Annotated in this window: 17 protein-coding genes and 1 pseudogene; 8 read left to right on the forward strand and 10 right to left on the reverse strand. The window is 62.6% G+C overall.

What is annotated here, in order from left to right; translation table 11 throughout:
* Positions 1–64 precede the first annotated feature (64 nt).
* From fabV to NP534_RS18150, 3 genes are all read right to left on the reverse strand, one after another.
* Entirely contained in the window at positions 65–1,276 is a 1,212-nt protein-coding gene (gene fabV, locus NP534_RS18140; RefSeq protein WP_274099611.1) for an enoyl-ACP reductase FabV, read from the reverse strand.
* Positions 1,277–1,436: 160 nt separating this feature from the next.
* Positions 1,437–1,757 (reverse strand): cytochrome b/b6 domain-containing protein, encoded by a 321-nt coding sequence (locus NP534_RS18145; protein ID WP_274099612.1) that lies wholly within the window; start codon positions 1,755–1,757, stop codon positions 1,437–1,439.
* Complete coding sequence (locus tag NP534_RS18150) at positions 1,754–2,020, reverse strand: PepSY domain-containing protein (RefSeq protein ID WP_047582639.1); 267 nt, start codon at positions 2,018–2,020, stop codon at positions 1,754–1,756. The genes NP534_RS18145 and NP534_RS18150 overlap by 4 nt, the downstream gene beginning before the upstream one ends.
* 203 nt (positions 2,021–2,223) lie before the next feature.
* Between NP534_RS18150 and NP534_RS18155 the strand changes: the two genes are divergently transcribed.
* Complete coding sequence (locus tag NP534_RS18155) at positions 2,224–3,402, forward strand: acetyl-CoA C-acetyltransferase (protein WP_274099613.1); 1,179 nt, start codon at positions 2,224–2,226, stop codon at positions 3,400–3,402.
* Between the two features lie 68 nt (positions 3,403–3,470).
* On the opposite strand, the gene NP534_RS18160 is transcribed toward NP534_RS18155, so the two are convergent.
* Together NP534_RS18160 and NP534_RS18165 are read right to left on the reverse strand one after the other, a co-directional pair.
* Positions 3,471–4,190: an SDR family NAD(P)-dependent oxidoreductase gene (locus NP534_RS18160; RefSeq protein ID WP_186658871.1), complete on the reverse strand. Its 720-nt coding sequence runs from the start codon at positions 4,188–4,190 to the stop codon at positions 3,471–3,473.
* Positions 4,191–4,262: 72 nt separating this feature from the next.
* Positions 4,263–5,399 (reverse strand): annotated as a pseudogene (locus tag NP534_RS18165) (5-methyltetrahydropteroyltriglutamate--homocysteine S-methyltransferase); the annotation flags it as partial.
* Between the two features lie 214 nt (positions 5,400–5,613).
* On the opposite strand from NP534_RS18165, the gene NP534_RS18170 reads away from it, so the two are divergent.
* Entirely contained in the window at positions 5,614–7,101 is a 1,488-nt protein-coding gene (locus NP534_RS18170; protein ID WP_274099614.1) for a methylenetetrahydrofolate reductase C-terminal domain-containing protein, read from the forward strand.
* Here the strand turns inward: NP534_RS18170 and yjiA are convergent.
* From yjiA to NP534_RS18185, 3 genes are all read right to left on the reverse strand, one after another.
* On the reverse strand, positions 7,061–8,038 hold the full coding sequence (gene yjiA, locus NP534_RS18175) for a GTPase (RefSeq protein ID WP_274099615.1): 978 nt from the start codon (positions 8,036–8,038) through the stop codon (positions 7,061–7,063). The genes NP534_RS18170 and yjiA overlap by 41 nt on opposite strands.
* A 78-nt stretch (positions 8,039–8,116) precedes the next feature.
* Positions 8,117–8,314: a YbdD/YjiX family protein gene (locus NP534_RS18180; RefSeq protein ID WP_027595234.1), complete on the reverse strand. Its 198-nt coding sequence runs from the start codon at positions 8,312–8,314 to the stop codon at positions 8,117–8,119.
* A 17-nt stretch (positions 8,315–8,331) separates the two neighbouring features.
* The gene (locus NP534_RS18185; RefSeq protein WP_274099616.1) at positions 8,332–10,398 is read right to left on the reverse strand and encodes a carbon starvation CstA family protein; all 2,067 of its coding nucleotides are present in this window, start codon (positions 10,396–10,398) and stop codon (positions 8,332–8,334) included.
* A gap of 209 nt (positions 10,399–10,607) precedes the next feature.
* Here NP534_RS18185 and NP534_RS18190 point away from each other — a divergent pair, with 209 nt between their 5' ends.
* From NP534_RS18190 to NP534_RS18200, 3 genes are all read left to right on the forward strand, one after another.
* Positions 10,608–11,339 (forward strand): lytic polysaccharide monooxygenase auxiliary activity family 9 protein, encoded by a 732-nt coding sequence (locus NP534_RS18190; RefSeq protein WP_274099617.1) that lies wholly within the window; start codon positions 10,608–10,610, stop codon positions 11,337–11,339.
* Positions 11,340–11,442: 103 nt separating this feature from the next.
* Entirely contained in the window at positions 11,443–11,808 is a 366-nt protein-coding gene (locus NP534_RS18195) for a PilZ domain-containing protein (protein WP_033702937.1), read from the forward strand.
* Positions 11,809–12,073: 265 nt separating this feature from the next.
* Positions 12,074–13,591, forward strand: coding sequence for a nucleobase:cation symporter-2 family protein (locus NP534_RS18200; RefSeq protein WP_274099618.1), 1,518 nt, complete (start codon positions 12,074–12,076; stop codon positions 13,589–13,591).
* A 79-nt stretch (positions 13,592–13,670) separates the two neighbouring features.
* Here NP534_RS18200 and radA read toward each other — a convergent pair whose 3' ends face one another.
* On the reverse strand, positions 13,671–15,041 hold the full coding sequence (gene radA, locus NP534_RS18205) for a DNA repair protein RadA (protein WP_033702939.1): 1,371 nt from the start codon (positions 15,039–15,041) through the stop codon (positions 13,671–13,673).
* Positions 15,042–15,218: 177 nt separating this feature from the next.
* Here radA and mscL point away from each other — a divergent pair, with 177 nt between their 5' ends.
* Positions 15,219–15,638 carry a large-conductance mechanosensitive channel protein MscL gene (gene mscL / locus NP534_RS18210; protein WP_033702940.1) on the forward strand — a complete coding sequence of 140 codons (420 nt, stop codon included), beginning with the start codon at positions 15,219–15,221 and terminating at the stop codon, positions 15,636–15,638.
* Positions 15,639–15,668: 30 nt separating this feature from the next.
* On the opposite strand, the gene NP534_RS18215 is transcribed toward mscL, so the two are convergent.
* Positions 15,669–16,445: a ferredoxin--NADP reductase gene (locus NP534_RS18215; protein WP_274099619.1), complete on the reverse strand. Its 777-nt coding sequence runs from the start codon at positions 16,443–16,445 to the stop codon at positions 15,669–15,671.
* Between the two features lie 213 nt (positions 16,446–16,658).
* Between NP534_RS18215 and NP534_RS18220 the strand changes: the two genes are divergently transcribed.
* Positions 16,659–17,366, forward strand: a complete 708-nt coding sequence (locus NP534_RS18220; RefSeq protein ID WP_274099620.1) for an autoinducer binding domain-containing protein — start codon at positions 16,659–16,661, stop codon at positions 17,364–17,366.
* Positions 17,367–17,462: 96 nt separating this feature from the next.
* Positions 17,463–18,513: methyltransferase (locus NP534_RS18225; protein ID WP_274099621.1), on the forward strand; the 1,051-nt coding region annotated here is incomplete at its 3' end.

Genomic DNA, 18,513 nt, shown 5'->3' on the forward strand with positions numbered 1-18,513 from the left:
CACCGGTGGGAGCGGGCTTGCCCCGCGAAGAGGGCGGTACAGCCCCCTCATGTTTCGGCTGTGCTTACAGCTCGATGCAGTCGAACTTCACATCGGTGGCCACGTCTTCGTCGTAGTTGACGTCAGCGCGCTCGAAGCCGAACAGGTTGAGGAACTGCTTCTTGTAACCGGCATAGTCGGTCAGCTCGAACAGGTTCTCGGTGGTGACTTGCGGCCACATGGCCTTGCAGGCGTCCTGCACGTCATCACGCAGTTCCCAGTCGTCCAGGCGCAGGCGGCTCTTCTCGTCGACTGCGGCCGGGGCACCGTCTGCACGGTACAGGCGATCACGGAACATGCGGTCCAGCTGGTCCTGGGTACCCTCGTGAACACCCTTCTCCTGCATGATCTTGAAGACCATCGACAGGTACAACGGCATCACCGGAATGGCCGAGCTGGCCTGGGTGACCACCGACTTCAGCACGGCCACGTTGGCGCCGCCGTTGATTTCGCCGGCCAATTTCTGGTCAAGGCGCAGCGCGGTTTCGTCCAGGTCCTGCTTGGCCTTGCCCAGGGCACCGTGCCAGTAGATCGGCCAGGTGATCTCGGTACCGATGTAGCTGAAGGCCACGGTGCGGGCGCCTTCAGCGAGCACGTCGGCACCGGCCAGGGCATCGATCCACAGCTGCCAGTCCTGGCCACCCATGACGGTGACGGTGTCAGCGATTTCCTGCTCGGAAGCCGGCTCGATGCTGGCCTCGATGATGGTGTCCTTGTTGGTGTCGATGGCGGTCGACTTGTACGGCTGGCCGATAGGCTTGAGCGCCGAGCGAATCACTTCACCGGTTTGCGGCAGCTTGCGCACGGGGGAGGCCAGGGAGTAGATGACCAGGTCGACCTTGCCACCCATTTCGTTCTTGATCAGCTCGATAACTTTGGCACGGGCCTCGTCGGAGAACGCATCACCGTTGATCGACTTGCTGTACAGGCCTTCGGCCTTGGCGAACTTGTCGAAGGCGGCGGAGTTGTACCAGCCCGCAGTACCGGCCTTGGTCTCGGTACCTGCTTTTTCGAAGAACACGCCCAGGGTGTCGGCCTTGAAGCCGAACGCTGCGGTGATGCGGGCCGCCAGGCCGTAGCCGCTGGAAGCACCAATCACCAGGACCTTCTTCGGGCCATCCTCGCGCACGCCCAGCTTGCGGGTGGCTTCGATCTGGTCACGGACGTTGAGCTCGCAGCCCTTCGGATGGGTCGTGGTGCAGATGAAACCGCGGACCTTAGGATGAATGATGGCCAATGTCTGTACCTCGTCAGGTTTATGCCAGGAAAGCGCCGCCACGGGCGATTCCGATTGATCAGAGGGTGAGACTACCCCCGCCAGTTATCCGACACATATTACGGGGTGATTGGGGGGGATACAAAACCGTGCGCATCTTGCGCTGCACCGTACAAGCCGCCTAGCGCTGCCGACGGCGGCCGGTGATCATCGACAGGGGCAGGTTCTCGCCCAGGCGCAGGCTTTCGACGATGGCCGCCAATACATGCACGCAGACCAACGCCAGCACCGCGTCGGCCAGAAAGCGGTGCAGGCTCATCGGCCCGACGAAGCCCCAAACCAGGCGCAACAGCACGCACGCCAGCCCGTAATAGCCCAACCACTGGTGCCAGTCGTCGCCCTCTTCATTGAAAAAATAATCCGCGAAGAACACCGTGGCCAACGACAGGTGGCACAGCCGCAGGAGCGGGTCCCACAGCTGTACCGTGGGGCGGGCCTTCAATCGTGATACTCGGTCTTGACCGCCTTGCCGCTGACCGGGTCATGGTAGATCTCGATCTTGCGGCCATCCTTGTCGAAACCATAGATTTCGTAGCAGTTGCCTTTGGTGACCTTGAACTTGCTGATCTTGTAGCCCTGATCCTTGAGCTGGGCCTGGAATTTGCCCGGGTCTTGCCAGGTGCTTTTGTCTGCAGTGGTGCACTGGGTGGCGGCGAATGCTGTGCTGCTGCCGATCAGGAGGGTAAGAGCGATCAAGATGCGCATGGCCATGAGCTCCGTTGCGTTGAGTGAAACAGCACGACATCCAGCTTAGACCCAGGGTCAGCGCCTTGCCTGCAGGGCCGGCATCATTCATTTGTTTTCCAGAACAATCGCAAAGAAAAACAAACTTAACAAATGAACCAAACCCGCCGATGCTGACAACATCCTGCCCTCGCGGCGCCCACCCTTGCACGGAGAACAACAACATGAACGACGTGGTCATCGTCGCCGCCACCCGCACCGCCATTGGCAGCTTCCAGGGCGCCTTGGCCACAGTGCCCGCCGTCGACCTCGGCGCAGCCGTGATCAAGCGCCTGCTGGAACAGACCCAATTGGACCCTGCCCTGGTCGACGAAGTGATCCTCGGCCAGGTACTCACCGCCGGCGCCGGCCAGAACCCGGCCCGCCAGGCCGCGATCAAGGCCGGCCTGCCCTACAGCGTGCCCGCGCTGACGCTCAACAAGGTCTGCGGCTCGGGCCTCAAGGCCCTGCACCTGGCAGCCCAGGCTATTCGCTGCGGTGACGCCGAGGTGGTGATTGCCGGCGGCCAGGAAAACATGAGCCTGGCACCCTACGTCATGCCTTCGGCCCGCACCGGCCAGCGCATGGGCCACGGTCAGCTGGTCGACAGCATGATCACCGACGGCCTGTGGGATGCCTTCAACGACTACCACATGGGCATTACCGCCGAGAACCTGGTGGACAAGTACGGCCTCAGCCGTGAACAACAAGACGCCTTCGCCGCCGAGTCCCAGCGCAAAGCCGTGGCCGCGATCGAGGCCGGCCGATTCAAGGACGAGATCACGCCGATCGTGATGCCGCAGAAAAAGGGCGAGCCCACGGTCTTCGAGCGCGACGAACAACCCCGCCCAGGTACCACTGCCGAGTCCCTGGGCAAGTTGCGCGCAGCCTTCAAGAAAGAGGGCAGCGTGACGGCCGGCAATGCTTCCAGCCTCAATGATGGCGCCGCTGCCGTATTGCTGATGAGTGCCGCCAAGGCCAAGGCCCTGGGCTTGCCGGTACTGGCGAGGATCGCGGCCTATGCCAGTGCGGGCGTGGACCCGGCGATCATGGGTATCGGCCCGGTTTCGGCTACCCAACGCTGCCTGGACAAGGCGGGCTGGCAGCTGGCGGACCTGGACCTGATCGAAGCCAACGAGGCCTTTGCCGCGCAGGCGTTGGCGGTGGGCAAGGCCCTGGAATGGGATGCGGCGCGGGTCAATGTGAATGGCGGGGCGATTGCCCTGGGCCACCCGATCGGTGCGTCGGGGTGCCGGGTGCTGGTGACCCTGTTGCACGAGATGATCAAGCGAGATGCCAAGAAAGGGCTGGCCACGTTGTGCATTGGTGGTGGCCAGGGGGTAGCGCTGGCGATCGAGCGTTGATCAGTCATTGATGCCTGCAGGCTCGGCCTCTTCGCGAATAGACCCGCGAAGAGGCCGGGCCTGGTTACTCAGAAGCGCTCATCGGCAATCGCTGGCAGTGTCAGCTCACGCACATAACTGGCCGCCGACAGTTCCAGCATCGTGCGTACCATCAGCACCACATCGTGCAGCGGAATCAGCCCCCCTTCCCCGCGCGCCGCGGCTTCTGCCACTGGCACATCCAAGCCATCCTCGGTGTTCAGGTAGCCCAGGTTCAGGCACGTCACACCAAGGCCCTGCTCGCGATACCCTTCACGCAAGGCTTCGGCAATACCGCGCAGGGCGAACTTGGACGCGGCAAAGGTCACTTCAGGGCGCCCGCTTTGCGGCAGGCCCGAGGTGGAACCGGTAAGCAGGATCCGTGGCTTTTCGCTTTCGAGCAGCATCGGCAGCAAGCGCTTGATCAGCAGGATGGTGGCCGTGATGTTGCAGTCGACCATGCCTTGCAGTTCGGCATCGCGGTCGGCAAGAAAGCTGTAGTGCTCTGCAAACGCCTCGGCTTCCCACAACCCGAGGTTGTAGATGAGGGTATCCACGCCACCGCCCGCCAGCGCCTGGGCAATGGCCTCGACGGCGGCGGCCGGCTGAGCGAGGTCGGCCGCAATCCACTGCACCTCGACATCCTTGCTGGCCACCACCCGCTCGGGGCGCGAACGGGACACACCGATCAGCGTATCGCCCGGTTTGCCCAGCCCTTCCATGAAGGCCTTGCCCAGCCCCTTGCTGGCGCCGACTACCAGAACTCTCATCGCATCATTCCCTGTCGATTACGTTTCGAGCCGGCATTATAAGCACCCGTAGCGGCCCGATGATCAAGCCGTGGCGCGCAACGCACGGGCAGCCTCTGGCGCGTCGACCGCTTTACTCAGCGCGGCCACTTCCTGGCACTTCTGCACGGCGAAGGCCAACCCGCCTTTGCGCTCGGCGTCGAGCTGGTCTTCACGGGCCAGCCCCAATGGGTTGTGCAACAGCGAGCAGGACGGCGCGACCCACAGGCGGTCACCCAGGCGTTCGGCCGCGTGCTGCAACACAGCCAGGGCTTTTTCCAGGTCGCAAGCCGAGACGCTACAGCCGTCGACCAGGCCCAACGACAGGACCTTGTATGCCGGCAGACGGTCGAGCAGGGTCGGGTACTGGTCTGGCGCACGCACCAGGTCGATGTGCAGGCCATCGACGGGCAGGTTCGCCGCCAGGCCCAGGTTTTCTTCGAGGCCCCCAAAGTAGGTGGCGATCAGTTTCTTCAGCGGCGCACGTTGCAGGATGTTGTAAACGCGCTCGTAGGCGTTTTTCCAGTCTTGCGGCAAATCCAGCACCAAGATCGGCTCGTCGATCTGCACCCATTCAACGCCCTGTGCGGCCAGGCGGTTGAAGATTTCGTCGTACAGCGGCAACAACCGGTCGACCAGCTCAAGCTTGTCGACGTCGGCGCCTTGGGCCTTGCCCAGCCACAGATAGGTCAGCGGGCCGATCACCACAGGTTTGACCGCATGGCCCAGGGCCTTGGCTTCTTCGACCTCTTCGAACAGCTGCTCCCAACTGAGGGCAAACTGTTGGTCGGCGGTGAACTCCGGTACCCGGTAGTGATAGTTGCTGTCGAACCACCGGGTCATCTCCTGGGCGTGGGCACCGCCGCTGTCGCTGCGCTCGGTCGTGCCTCGAGCCATGGCGACCACGGTTTGCAAAGTGGGCTTGGCACCATCGTGGCCGCGAAAGCGCTGCGGGACGACACCGAAGGTCAGCGAATGGGTCAGCACCTGGTCGTGCCAGGCGAAATCGCCCACCGGCAGCAGCTCGATGCCAGCGTCCTTCTGCGCCTGCCAATGGCTGGCACGCAGCGCGCGGCCCACAGCGCGCAGGCCGGCTTCGTCGAGTTCACCTTGCAAGAAGGCTTCCTGGGCTTTTTTCAGTTCGCGATCATGGCCGATGCGTTGAAAGCCCAGGGAATGTGCCAGTGCCATGTCTCGTGCCTCAGAATGTCTAAATGAATGTGGGCATTTTCGGGACCAACAAGCGCTGAGACAAACTCATTTAATTTGATATGAAATCAAGATTTACTCATGTTGATGTGTCCACCTGCATGTCTCGTTCAGAGCAGCACCCTACGCATCCGGACATGACCCCATCGGCCCTTTGCCGCACAATGCCACCCTGCCCCAACCCGGTGCCCGATCCATGAGCCTGCTGAAAACGGCGCTGCACGAAAAAACCTTCGTCTGCGTCATGGAGTTCGTCCCCAAGCCCTCGGCGGATCGTTTCGCCGCCATGGAAGCGATCATGGCCCGCGCGCACCTGTGTGGCTGGCCGATGACCGTGGCCATCGGTGATCGCGTCGGCAGCCCACTGGACCTGTCGCCTCTGGACGCCCTCGCCAGCTTCAGCTCGCCCGTGCCTGCCCTGCCGCACTTTTCTGGCAAGGACCGCGAACGGCACCACTTGCTGGCGCAACTGCAACGCATGGATGCCGACGGGCTTGACCAACTGCTGCTGCTCACTGGCGACCGCCTGCCTGGGCATCAACCCGCAGAGCGCCCGGTGCGCTACCTGGAATCGGTGGCCGCCCTGCAGCTCGCGCGCCAGGCTTGCCCACACTGGTTGCTCGGTGCCGCCCTCAACCCATTCAAGTACTGCGAGGAAGAAGGCGGCGCGCAGTACTTCAAGGCCGAGAAAAAACTGGCTGCGGGCGCCGACTTCCTGACCCTGCAACTGGGCTTCGATGCCAGCAAGCATCAGGAAGCCCAAACCTGGATGAACCGCCAGCCGCACCCGAAACCCTTGCTGGCCTGCCTGATGAGCCTTACCCATGGCCGCGCCGCAATGCTCGATCACGTGGCCGGGGTGACGGTCACGCCGTCCATGCGCGACATGCTCGAAGCGGAAGCAGCGGTGTCCAAGGCCCACGCCCAGGCGCGCAGCGTCGACCGGCTGGCGCTGCAGGTGATTGGTGTAAAACTGATGGGTTACGCCGGGGTGCACTTGTCCGGCATTCACGAACTCAAGCAGCTGTTGGCCCTGGAACAACGCATCGAACACTGGCAAGCGCAGATCTACTCACTGGAACAGTGGGCGCCAGCCTGGGCGGCCAGTTGGCAGGTGCCCGGCCTGCCTGCCGTGGTCTTTCATCCGCCGTCAGCGAGCTGGCGCCAGGGCGAGTCGAAGGTCAGCGCGTCGAACAAAGAGAAGGCGCGGTACCACCTGCTGCACGCTTCCCATGCCTTGCTGTTCAGCCGCAGCAACTGGCTGAGCCAGGCATTCGGCTGGGCCGTTCGCCAACCGTTGTGGGCAACAGCCCGCGGTGCCCGCGTGCTGCACGGGGTGGAGCGTGCGCTGAAGCGACCGCTGGTGGGCTGCGACACCTGCGGCCGCTGCCGCCTCGAAGACACGCTCTACATCTGCCCGGAAACCTGCCCCAAGGGCCTGGCCAACGGCCCCTGCGGCGGTACCTCGCTGAACCGCTGCGAATTCGGCGACCGCGAATGCATCCACAGCGTCAAGTACCGCACCGCCAAGGCCGTGCGGCAGACGGCTGTGCTCACCGAGCGGCTGATCCCGTGCATCGAAGTGCAAACCCGCCACCGCAGCTCATGGCCGGCCTGGTTCGCGGCCCAGGCACCTCACCGGCTCAAGCCCTGCTCAAAGCCTCGAACCCAGCCCGAATCGTAGCCTCGGGCAGGTCATCGGCAATGAACACCAGCACGCTTTCGCGGGCCTCGCCTGCTGCCCATTCGGCATCCCAGTCAAAGCCGTAGAGCTTGAGCACGCCTTGAAACACCAGGCGACGATCGTCCCCGGCAATATTCAGCACGCCCTTGTAACGCAGCAATTGCTTGCCGTGGGTTTCCAGCAGCGCGTTCATGAAGTCGCTGAGGCGGTCGATGTCCAGCGGGGTGTCGGTGCGCAACACCAAGGTCGAGATACGGTCCGGGGTGGCCGGCTTGAGCACCGGGCGCAGGGCCGGCTTGAGGCTGGCACCCAGGTCGGTATTGAGGTTGAAACCGCGCACATCGAGCAGTTCGGCCAGGTCGATGCGCCCCTGTTCGACCACACGAATGGCGGCACGGCCGTTGATGCGCGACAGGCGCTCGCGCAGGGCATCCACCGCCGCAGGTTCGACCAGGTCGGTCTTGCTCAGCAGCAGGCGGTCGGCAAAACCGACCTGGGCTTGGGCAATGGCCTGGGTCAGGTGCAGCTCGGCATGGGCGGCGTCGACCAGGGTGATGATGCCGTCGAGGATGTAGCGATCACGCAGGTCCTCGTCGATGAAAAAAGTCTGCGCAACCGGTGCAGGGTCGGCAAGCCCGGTGCATTCGATCACCAGGCGGTCGAAGGCGATTTCGCCGGCGTCCAGGCGCTCCAGCAGCAGGTACAGGGCGCGGGTGAGGTCACCATGGATGCTGCAGCACACGCAGCCGTTGGCCAGGGTCATGACCTGCACCGGCTCGTCGCCCAGCAGCTGGCTGTCGATACCGGCCTCGCTGAACTCGTTCTCGATCACGGCGATCTTCAGGCCGTGCTCGGCCTTGAGCATGTGCTTGAGCAAGGTGGTCTTGCCGGCACCCAGAAAGCCGGTCAGTACGGTGACGGGAATAGGCGATTGCACGCAAAAAGCTCCTGAAGCTGAATATGAATGTGGGAGCCCGGCTGCCCGGGCTCCCACAGTTTCACAGGTGTTGCAGGCTCAACAGCACTTGGGCCCGGACTTGCCACCGTAACGCGCTTCCTGGCGTTCACGGAAGAACGCCTCGTAGCTCATCACCGGTTTGTCCGGGTGCTTGTTCTGCATGTGTTCGACATAGTTGTCGTAGTCGGGCATGCCGACCATCAGGCGGGCTGCCTGCCCCAGGTACTTACCCAGTCGACCCAGGTCGTTGAACATAGCTGCAGTCCTCTCGATTACGCGTCAGGCAAGGCCTGGAACGGGGTTTCCTTGTCGCTGCGCTCCTTGCGGCCCCAGGCGGCGTAGCCGACCTTGATGGCGAAGAACAGGATGCTGAACACCACCAGCAGGAACAGAATCGTCAGGCCCGCGTTGGTGTAGGCGTTGTAGATCACGTGCTGCATCTGCCCGATGTCCTTGGCCGGGGCCAGTACCTGGCCGGCATCCAGCGCAGTGCTGTACTTCTTGGCCAGGGCCAGGAAGCCAACGGCCGGGTTCGGGTCGAACAGCTTGATCAGGCCTGCGGCAGTGGTACAGATCAGCAGCCACACGGCCGGCACCAGGGTGACCCAGATGTAGCGCTGACGCTTCATCTTGATCAGCACCACAGTACCGAGCATCAAGGCGATACCGGCCAGCATCTGGTTGGAGATGCCAAACAGCGGCCACAAGGTGTTGATGCCACCCAGCGGGTCGATCACGCCCTGGTACAGCAGATAACCCCACATTGCCACGCAGCCAGCGGTGGCGAGCAGGTTGGCACCCCACGATTCGGTGCGTTTGAGCGCCGGCACGAAGCTGCCCAGCAGGTCCTGCAGCATGAAGCGCCCGGCACGGGTACCGGCGTCCACGGCGGTGAGGATGAACAGGGCCTCGAACAGGATCGCGAAGTGGTACCAGAAGGCCATGGTGTTCTCACCCGGCAGCACCTGGTGAAGGATCTGCGCGATACCCACCGCCAACGTTGGCGCACCACCGGCACGGGCCAGCACGGTGTGCTCGCCAATGTCGCGGGCGACCGCTTCGAGCTGCTCAGGGGTGATCAGGAAGCCCCAACTGCTGACCGTCTGCGCCACCGTAGCAACGTCGGCGCCGACCACCGCAGCCGGGCTGTTCATGGCGAAGTACACGCCAGGCTCGATCACCGAGGCGGCGACCATGGCCATGATGGCGACGAACGACTCCATCAGCATGCCGCCGTAGCCGATGTAACGGGCGTTGGTTTCGTTATCCAGCAGCTTGGGCGTGGTGCCCGAGGAAATCAGCGCGTGGAAGCCCGATACCGCACCGCAGGCAATGGTGATGAACAGGAACGGGAACAACGTACCCTTCCAGACCGGCCCAGTACCGTCGGTGAACTGGGTCAGGGCCGGCATTTTCAGCTCTGGCGCGATAATCAGGATACCGATGGCCAGGCCAACGATGGTGCCGATCTTGAGGAAGGTCGACAGGTAGTCACGCGGCGCCAGCACCAGCCATACCGGCAGTACGGCAGCGACGAAGCCATAACCCACCAGCATCCAGGTGATCTGCACACCGGTGAAGGTGAACGCCGGGCCCCAGACCGGGTCGGCAGCGATCACGCCGCCCAGCCAGATCGACGCCAGCAGCAGCACCACGCCGACCACCGAGATCTCGCCGATGCGGCCCGGGCGGATATAGCGCATGTAGATGCCCATGAACATCGCGATCGGGATGGTCGCCATCACCGTGAACATGCCCCATGGGCTCTCGGCCAGGGCCTTGACCACGATCAGCGCCAGCACCGCGAGGATGATGATCATGATCAGGAAGCAGCCGAACAGGGCGATGGTGCCCGGGATCCGGCCCATTTCCTCGCGCACCATGTCGCCCAGCGAGCGACCGTTGCGGCGGGTGGACATGAACAGGACCATGAAGTCCTGCACCGCACCGGCCAGCACAACGCCGGCGATCAGCCAGAGCGTGCCGGGCAGGTAGCCCATCTGCGCGGCGAGTACCGGGCCGACCAGTGGGCCGGCGCCGGCGATGGCGGCAAAGTGGTGGCCGAACAGGATGTGCTTGTTGGTCGGAACGTAGTCCAGGCCATCGTTGTTGAGCACCGCCGGGGTGGCACGGCGAGGGTCGAGTTGCATCACCTTGGTGGCGATGAACAGGCTGTAGTAGCGGTAGGCGACCAGGTAGATGGCCACTGCCGCGACCACGATCCACAAGGCGTTGATCGCCTCGCCGCGACGCAGGGCGACAACACCCAGCGCGCAGGCTCCTATGACCGCCAACGCCAGCCACGGGATGTGGCGTAGCAGGCTGTTATTGTTGTTCATGGCATGCTTCCAGCTAAGTGGTTGGAATAGACAGCCCCTTGAGTCTAGGGCCTGCTTGACGGCTTTACCATCCCGATTTGGCGCTCAGCCACTGACCAGCACGCGCTCTAGCACGCGACTACCCGAACAACCCGCAGGCTGCGACGGAAACGTTACTTCGGCTGACCTGTCATTTCTGTCAGTTGTCCAGGGTGGCAACCGCGCATTAAATGATCAGGCAAACCCGTCGCCACGATATGACACACGGTGTGCAAACGTTCGAACCGTGCGTCGAACATTTGATAACCATCAAGCAGGGACAGATGATGACTCAGGATAAGAGTAAATCCACGCGTGACTCAGGCCCCATCGAACCCAACCATGGCTCGATCTCGACGCCCAAGTCCCGAGCGACCTTCGCTGAGGAGAGACGCCTCATTGAGGGAAATCTTCACAACGGCATCGAAAGCGGCAAATTCTTCCCGCAGACCACGGGCGGGCTGGCCGATCCCTACGCCAAGGACGACGTGAGAAGTATGGCACCACCGGTCGATGGCAAGATTGCCAGCGGCGAAAGGCCGGGCGCTGCCTACCTGGACCGCACAGATGTCGACTGGGACAAGCATGACGTTACCAGCGACACACCGCTGGAGTTCGTCTGGAGCTTCAGCGCGCGCCACAAGTACCGCCGTTTCAACTACTTCATCACCAAAGCCGGATGGAACCCGACTCAGCCGCTTTCGCGTGCACAGTTCGAACCTGAACCCTTCGCTACTTTCCTCAATGAACGCCAACCTTATTGGGGCTACTCGGATGAAGAAATGTGGCCGGAGCAGCCGACCAAGCACACGCTGAAGTTGCCTGAGCGCGACGGTTATCATGTGCTGCTTGGGGTATGGGAAATTGCCGAGACCGATAAAGCCTTCTATCAGGTGGTTGACCTGAATTTCGTCCCCGACTAAGGGTGGCACGGGGCGACTGCCGCAGACGGCACCTTGTCGCTCGCCATCAGGCAGAACAGGCCATGGCTGGTCTATAGTCAGAACATCTGACGAGGGGCCCGCCATGACCACTTCTTCCAACAATCGCCGACGCTTCCAGCGCATAGACTTCGACGCCCCCACCGAACTGCGCCAGGGTGACCGCCGCTGGCCAGTCAAACTGCTTGACCTGTCGCTCAAGGGCCTGCTGGTCGAGCGCCCCCAGCCGTGGAATGCCGACCTCTCTCAGGACTTCGATGCGGTGATCCACCTTGACCCGCATACCCACGTGCGGATGCAGGTGGAGCTTCGTCATGAAGAAGCGCAGCGCCTGGGCTTCGTCTGCCTCTACATCGACCTCGATTCGATGAGCCATTTGCACCGTCTTGTGGAACTGAACGTGGCCGACAGCACCGAAATGATGCGGGAGCTGCGCGAACTCATCGAATAATGGGATCTCTTAGCTAGCTAACATCCTTCCCACCTAGCGTTTCCTGTCTACCCAGACAGCTTTAAGCCGGGGTAGCAGCTCTTTGTACACACCCCTCTAGTACAGCCTTTCATGACTTGGTACGCGTTCTGCATTGGGTTTCAGGCCACCCTGAAGCCCGGCTTGTTCGCGCTCCGATCAAAATATTGTATACAATTCTTGTAGCAATCAATTGTAGGAAGTGTCTACAGTAGCGGCACAACAATAAACGCAGAGAGCCTGCTCCATGACTACGTCCCCTAGCACGTCTCCCGCCAAGCGCCCCGAGGATGAAAACCTCGGCCTTGGGGCCAACCTGGCCTATGGTCTGCAGCATGTGTTGACCATGTATGGAGGGATCGTTGCGGTACCCCTGATTCTGGGGCAGGCCGCGGGCCTGAATGGTGCCGAAATCGGCATGCTGATCGCCGCGTCGTTGTTTGCCGGTGGCCTGGCCACCTTGCTGCAGACGCTTGGCCTGCCGTTCTTCGGTTGCCAGTTGCCGCTGGTGCAGGGCGTATCGTTCGCCGGCGTGGCAACCATGGGCGCCATTCTCAGCAGCGAAGGCGGTGGTGGCCTGCCGGGTGTGCTGGGTGCGGTCATGGCGGCCTCGTTCATCGGCTTCCTGATCACCCCGGTGTTCTCGCGCATCACCAAGTTCTTCCCACCCCTGGTGACCGGTATCGTCATCACCACCATCGGCTTGACCCTGATGCCAGTGGCGGCACGCTGGGTGATGGGCGGCAACAGTGCTTCACCGGAGTTCGGCAGCGTGGCCAACATCGGCCTGGCGGCACTGACCTTCGCCATCGTGCTGCTGCTGAGCAAGCTGGGCAGCGCGACCATCTCGCGCCTGTCGATTCTCCTGGCCATGGTGTTTGGCACCCTGATCGCCTGGGGGCTGGGCATGACCGACTTCAGCAAGGTCACCCAAGGCCCGATGTTCGCCTTCCCCACGCCGTTCCATTTCGGCATGCCGGAATTCCACATCGCCGCGATCCTGTCGATGTGCATCGTGATCATGGTGACCCTGGTGGAAACCTCGGCCGACATCCTCGCGGTGGGCGACATCATTGAAACCAAGGTCGACTCCAAGCGCCTGGGCAATGGCCTGCGTGCCGACATGGCATCGAGCATCCTGGCACCGATCTTCGGCTCGTTCACCCAGAGCGCCTTCGCCCAGAACGTCGGCCTGGTGGCCGTGACCGGGGTCAAGAGCCGCTACGTGGTGGCCACCGGTGGCGTGATCCTGGTGGTGCTCGGCTTGCTGCCGGTCATGGGCCGGGTGATTGCCGCCGTGCCTACCCCGGTATTGGGCGGCGCGGGCATCGTGCTGTTCGGCACCGTGGCAGCCAGCGGCATCCGTACCCTGTCCAAGGTCAGCTACAAGAACAACGTCAACCTGATCATCGTCGCTGCTTCGCTGGGCTTCGGCATGATCCCGATTGCCGCACCGACCTTCTACCACCACTTCCCGAACTGGTTCGAGACCATCTTCCACTCGGGCATCAGCTCGGCGGCGATCATGGCGATTCTGCTGAACCTGATCTTCAACCACTTCACCACTGGCAACTCGGACCAGCAGTCGGTATTTGCCGCAGCCTACGAACGCACCATCCAGTATTCGGACATTTCTGCACTGCGCGATGGCGATTACTTCAAGGATGGCAAGCTGTTCGATGCCGAAGGTAATGAAGTGCCGATGCTGGAGCTGGACGAGCATGGCAACGAGGCGCCCAGGCGCAGCCCGGTTGCCGAGCATTGACCGCTGATTGAGCGGTTAAGCAAGGGGAGCCGATGCGCATCGTCGGCTCCCCTTTTTGTTTGCCTTTACAGGCAATACATCACTCGAACAGGGCATCCAAAGCCTGCTCCAGCCGGGTCACGGCGATCACCTGCAACCCTGCCGGCGGCTCCTTCGGCGCATTGCCCTTGGGCACGATGGCCCGCTTGAAGCCATGCTTGGCCGCCTCTTTCAGCCGCTCTTGGCCACTGGGCACCGGCCGCACCTCGCCCGACAAGCCAATCTCGCCAAACACCAGCAACCCATGGGCCAACGGCCGGTTGCGCAGGCTGGACATCACCGCCGCCAACAAAGCCAGGTCAGAAGCCGTCTCCAGCACCTTCACGCCGCCCACCACGTTGAGGAACACATCCTGGTCGTGGGTAGGAATGCCGCCATGGCGGTGCAGTACTGCCAGCAACATGGCCAGGCGGTTCTGGTCCAGGCCAAGGGTCACCCGGCGCGGGTTGGCCAGGTGGCTGTCATCGACCAGCGCCTGCACCTCGACCAGCATCGGCCGGGTGCCCTCCCAGGTGGCCATCACCACACTGCCCGGCACCTCTTCCTGGGTGCGATTAAGGAAGATCGCCGAAGGGTTCGAAACCTCCTTGAGGCCGCGGTCGGTCATGCCGAACACGCCCAGTTCGTTGACCGCGCCAAAGCGGTTCTTCACCGCCCGCAGCAGGCGCAGGCGGCCATCGGACTCACCCTCGAAATACAGCACGGTGTCAACCATGTGCTCCAGCACGCGCGGCCCGGCCAGCGAGCCTTCCTTGGTGACGTGGCCCACCAGGAAGATGGCGGTGCCGCTCTGCTTGGCGTAACGCACCAGCAACGCCGTACTCTCGCGCACCTGGGCCACGCCACCGGGCGCCGATTGCAGCTGTTCGGTGAAAATGGTCTGGATCGAGTCGATGACCATGACGCGGGGCTTTTCCTGGCGAGCCGTGGCGATGATGGTCTCGATACAGGTTTCGGTCATCACCTTGAGCTGGTCCTGGGGCAGGCCCAGGCGGCGCGAGCGCATCGCCACCTGCTGTTGCGACTCTTCGCCGGTGACATACAGCGCAGGCATGTGCACGGCAATGTTGCACAGGGTCTGCAACAGAATGGTCGACTTGCCGATACCCGGGTCACCGCCGATCAGCACCACCGAGCCATCGACCAAACCGCCACCCAGCACGCGGTCCAGTTCGCTGCTGCTGGTGGTGAAGCGCGGGATCTCTTCCACGCTGACTTCGGCCAGGGTCTTGATCTGCGCCTGTTGCCCGGTCCAGCCGGCCCGGCCACTGCTGGGCGCCGCCGCCCCGCCGCTCTCGATCATGGTTTCGACCAGGGTGTTCCAGGCCCCGCATTCGCCGCACTGGCCGGCCCATTTGGGGAAGGTCGCGCCGCATTCGGTGCAGCCATACAAGCGCTTGGCCTTGGCCATGGGCGGTTTCTCCTGGAAAAAACCGCCATGATAGCCGAGCGAGACGTGTCTCGAACGCTTCGGCGTGCGACAAAACTATTCGTTCTAACCGCAGTCACTACCCCTGAACACAACGCATGAAGCGTTTTAGTGGCTTACACTGCGTTAACCTCACCATTTGTTACAAAGGAATCGAACATGGGCATGATCAGTGAGTTCAAGGCCTTCGCGGTCAAAGGCAACGTCGTCGACATGGCGGTCGGTATCATCATCGGCGCGGCCTTCGGCAAGATCGTCTCGTCCTTCGTGGGTGACGTGGTCATGCCACCACTGGGCCTGTTGATCGGTGGCGTGGACTTCAGCGACCTGGCCATTACCTTGAAGGCAGCAGAAGGCGACGTTCCGGCAGTCATGCTGGCCTACGGCAAGTTCATCCAGACCGTGATCGACTTCTTGATCGTAGCGTTCGCCATCTTCATGGGCGTGAAGGCGATCAACCGCCTGAAGCGCGAAGAGGCCGTGGCACCGAGCGCGCCGCCCGTGCCAAGTGCCGAAGAGACGTTGCTGACCGAAATCCGCGACCTGCTCAAGACGCAGAACCAGAACCGCCTGCCTTGAAGGTGCCGGGGCCGCATTGCGGCCCCCGTGTCACCAGTAGTTTTCTACCGCCACCTGCCCCGGGCGCTTGCTCAGGCTCAACTGCAGATCACGCGCCTTGAGCACCTTGCGCGTTTCATCGATCATCTCCGGGTTGCCGCAGAGCATCACGCGTGAATGCTCGGGCGACAGCGCAAGCCCCGCCGCCTTCTCCAGCTCACCGTTCTCGATCAACGTGGTAATGCGTGCATTCAATGCCCCCGGATGCAGCTCACGGGTCACGATCGGGATGAACTGCAACTTGCCGGCGTACTCTGCCAGGTAGTCGCGCTGCTCCAACTCGGCGATTTCCTTCACGTAGGCCAGTTCCTTCGCCTCGCGCACCGAGTACACCAGCTTGATGCTGTCGAAACGCTCCCAGGCCTCGAAGTCCTGCAGGATGGACATGAACGGTGCAATGCCGGTGCCGGTGGCCAGCAACCACAGGTCGCGGCCGCCGATGAAGCGATCGAGTGTCAAAAAGCCGAAGGCCTGACGGTCGATCAGCAGGCTGTCACCCTCGCCCAGCCGGCTCAGCTCGCTGGTGAACTCCCCGCCGGGCACCACGATCGAGAAGAAGTCGAGGTACTCGTCATGGGGCGCGCTGACCATGGAATAGGCGCGCCACACCACACTGCCATCGGCCTTGGTCACCCCGAGACGAGCAAACTGGCCGGCCCGGAAGCGAAAGCCCGAATCGCGTGTTACCCGCAGGCTGAAGAGGTTCGGCGTCAGTGGCTGAACATCGAGCAGGGTCTGGCGGGTGAACTTTTCGGCGCTGGCAGTCATATCGGGCTCCAAGGTTGACGTGCGCACAGTGTCGCGCAAAGCGGCCTGGATAAAAACCACCGGTTTGTAAGGCCTCACCACGTCAATGCTGCCGATGTCGCAGACAAACGTGATCGCTATAACAAAAAAATCCCAACGCATTAGTAGGTTTTTCCTACAATGATGCGGGTATGCAAACGGATTGGATCCTGTTGCCCCTTAGGAGCGTTACGGATGCTTCACTGGAAACCCGAGCATCTCCACCAATTTGTCAGCGAGCGATCCCCGCGCAAATTGTTCGACATCGCTGTGCATTTGGTGCAAGACCTGGGTATGGAACACCTGGGCCTGAACATTCGCATACAGATTGCCACCCAGACACCGCGGTTGTACCTCTATAGCAATTACCCAGACGAATGGATCGAGCGCTATCAGCGTGATGATTTCTACAAGCAAGACCCGGCCGCACGCTTGAGCCATGGTCAGACCACACCTGTATTGTGGACCGACGAACTGTATTGCGAGGCCCCGCAATTTCGCGAGGCTGCCTGCCAGCACGGGCTGCGTCATGGTTGGACACAGTCGCTGCACGACCTGCAGCACAATGAAAGCCAAGTCAGCGTCGCCAGGCCAGCAGGCCAGATTGCAATCAACGAACTCTACGAAAAAGCCGCCAGCGTGCAGTGGCTGTGCCATACCCTGCACTCGGTTCTGTGCGAGCACCACTTGGACGCGCTCTGCCCGCCTCAGCCGAAAATGAGCGAGCGGGAGCTGGAAGTGCTGAGGTGGTCAGCTGCCGGCAAGACCGCCGCCGACGTTGCCTGCATCCTGTCGCTGTCACAAAGTACGGTCAACTTCCATATCCGCAGCGTGATCACCAAGACCAACGCCTCCAACAAGGCAGGCGCCATCGCCATAGCCGCCCTGCGTGGGTGGATCTGACAGCCACCCCTGCGACTACCGGCAAAGCCCTGTAGAATGGCGCGGCAAAGCCCGTGGCGATCCGCAACGGGCAGATTCGTACCCGAGCCAGACGCCATGCCCTTGTTGACCACCCCCTACGCCGAACTCGACCTGATCCGCCAGCCGGACCAGGCCAACGACCCTCTGCAGGCATTCGACGCCGCTGACGAGTACCTGCTCGCGCACTTGCATGAGCAGGCGCCTGACGCCAGCTGCCGGGTATTGGTGCTCAATGACAGCTTCGGTGCCCTGGCCGCCAGCCTGGCCGGGCAGCTTGCAGTGACCAGCAGTGGCGATTCGCACCTGGCGCACCTGGCCCTGGAAAAAAACCTCGCGCGCAACGGCAAGCCGTTCGACAGCGTGCCGTTCGTACCGGCCAGCGAACCGTGGCAGGGTCCGTTCGACCGGGTGCTGGTACGCGTGCCGAAGACCCTGGCCTTGCTCGAGGAGCAGCTCATTCGCCTGCAGGGCCACCTGGCGCCCGGCGCGCAGGTGATTGCCGGGGCGATGATCAAGCACCTGCCCCGTGCCGCCGGTGAGCTGATGGAAAAGTACATCGGCCCGGTTCAGGCCTCGCTGGCGCAAAAGAAGGCCCGACTGCTGACGGCCAGCGTTACCGACCGCCCGGCCGCGCGCTCGCCCTACCCTAGCCGCTATCAGCTCGAAACGCCGGCCCTTGAGCTGCTCAACCACGCCAACGTGTTCTGCCGCGATGGCCTGGATATCGGCACCCGTGCCTTTCTCCCGCACCTGCCGCGCAACCTGGGCCAGGCCCGTGTTGCCGACCTTGGCTGCGGCAACGGCGTCCTGGCGATCGCCAGCGCACTGGCCAACCCCGAGGCGCATTACACGCTGGTCGACGAGTCGTACATGGCGGTGCAATCGGCGCGGGAAAACTGGCAGGCGGCACTGGGCGAGCGCCCGGCATTGATGCTGGCGGCCGATGGTTTGGCGGGGGTAGAAAAGCAGTCGCTGGACGTGGTGCTGTGCAACCCGCCGTTCCACCAGCAACAGGTGGTGGGCGACTTCCTCGCCTGGCGCATGTTCCAGCAGGCCCGGGAGGCACTGGTGGTGGGCGGTGCGTTGTATATCGTCGGTAACCGTCACCTGGGTTACCACAGCAAGC

Origin of the sequence: Pseudomonas sp. 39004, from assembly GCF_028682155.1 — a bacterium.
Classification (GTDB): domain Bacteria; phylum Pseudomonadota; class Gammaproteobacteria; order Pseudomonadales; family Pseudomonadaceae; genus Aquipseudomonas; species Aquipseudomonas capeferrum.

Excerpts from the sequence above, each read along its gene's own strand:
- NP534_RS18220 (WP_274099620.1), top strand. The coding sequence starts at position 16,659 with ATGCTTCACTGGAAACCCGAGCATCTCCACCAATTTGTCAGCGAGCGA.
- NP534_RS18170 (WP_274099614.1), top strand. The coding sequence starts at position 5,614 with ATGAGCCTGCTGAAAACGGCGCTGCACGAAAAAACCTTCGTCTGCGTC.
- mscL (WP_033702940.1), top strand. The coding sequence starts at position 15,219 with ATGGGCATGATCAGTGAGTTCAAGGCCTTCGCGGTCAAAGGCAACGTC.
- NP534_RS18200 (WP_274099618.1), top strand. The coding sequence starts at position 12,074 with ATGACTACGTCCCCTAGCACGTCTCCCGCCAAGCGCCCCGAGGATGAA.
- NP534_RS18180 (WP_027595234.1), bottom strand. The coding sequence starts at position 8,314 with ATGTTCAACGACCTGGGTCGACTGGGTAAGTACCTGGGGCAGGCAGCC.
- NP534_RS18215 (WP_274099619.1), bottom strand. The coding sequence starts at position 16,445 with ATGACTGCCAGCGCCGAAAAGTTCACCCGCCAGACCCTGCTCGATGTT.
- NP534_RS18155 (WP_274099613.1), top strand. The coding sequence starts at position 2,224 with ATGAACGACGTGGTCATCGTCGCCGCCACCCGCACCGCCATTGGCAGC.
- NP534_RS18160 (WP_186658871.1), bottom strand. The coding sequence starts at position 4,190 with ATGAGAGTTCTGGTAGTCGGCGCCAGCAAGGGGCTGGGCAAGGCCTTC.
- radA (WP_033702939.1), bottom strand. The coding sequence starts at position 15,041 with ATGGCCAAGGCCAAGCGCTTGTATGGCTGCACCGAATGCGGCGCGACC.
- NP534_RS18150 (WP_047582639.1), bottom strand. The coding sequence starts at position 2,020 with ATGCGCATCTTGATCGCTCTTACCCTCCTGATCGGCAGCAGCACAGCA.
- NP534_RS18195 (WP_033702937.1), top strand. The coding sequence starts at position 11,443 with ATGACCACTTCTTCCAACAATCGCCGACGCTTCCAGCGCATAGACTTC.
- NP534_RS18190 (WP_274099617.1), top strand. The coding sequence starts at position 10,608 with ATGATCAGGCAAACCCGTCGCCACGATATGACACACGGTGTGCAAACG.
- NP534_RS18185 (WP_274099616.1), bottom strand. The coding sequence starts at position 10,398 with ATGAACAACAATAACAGCCTGCTACGCCACATCCCGTGGCTGGCGTTG.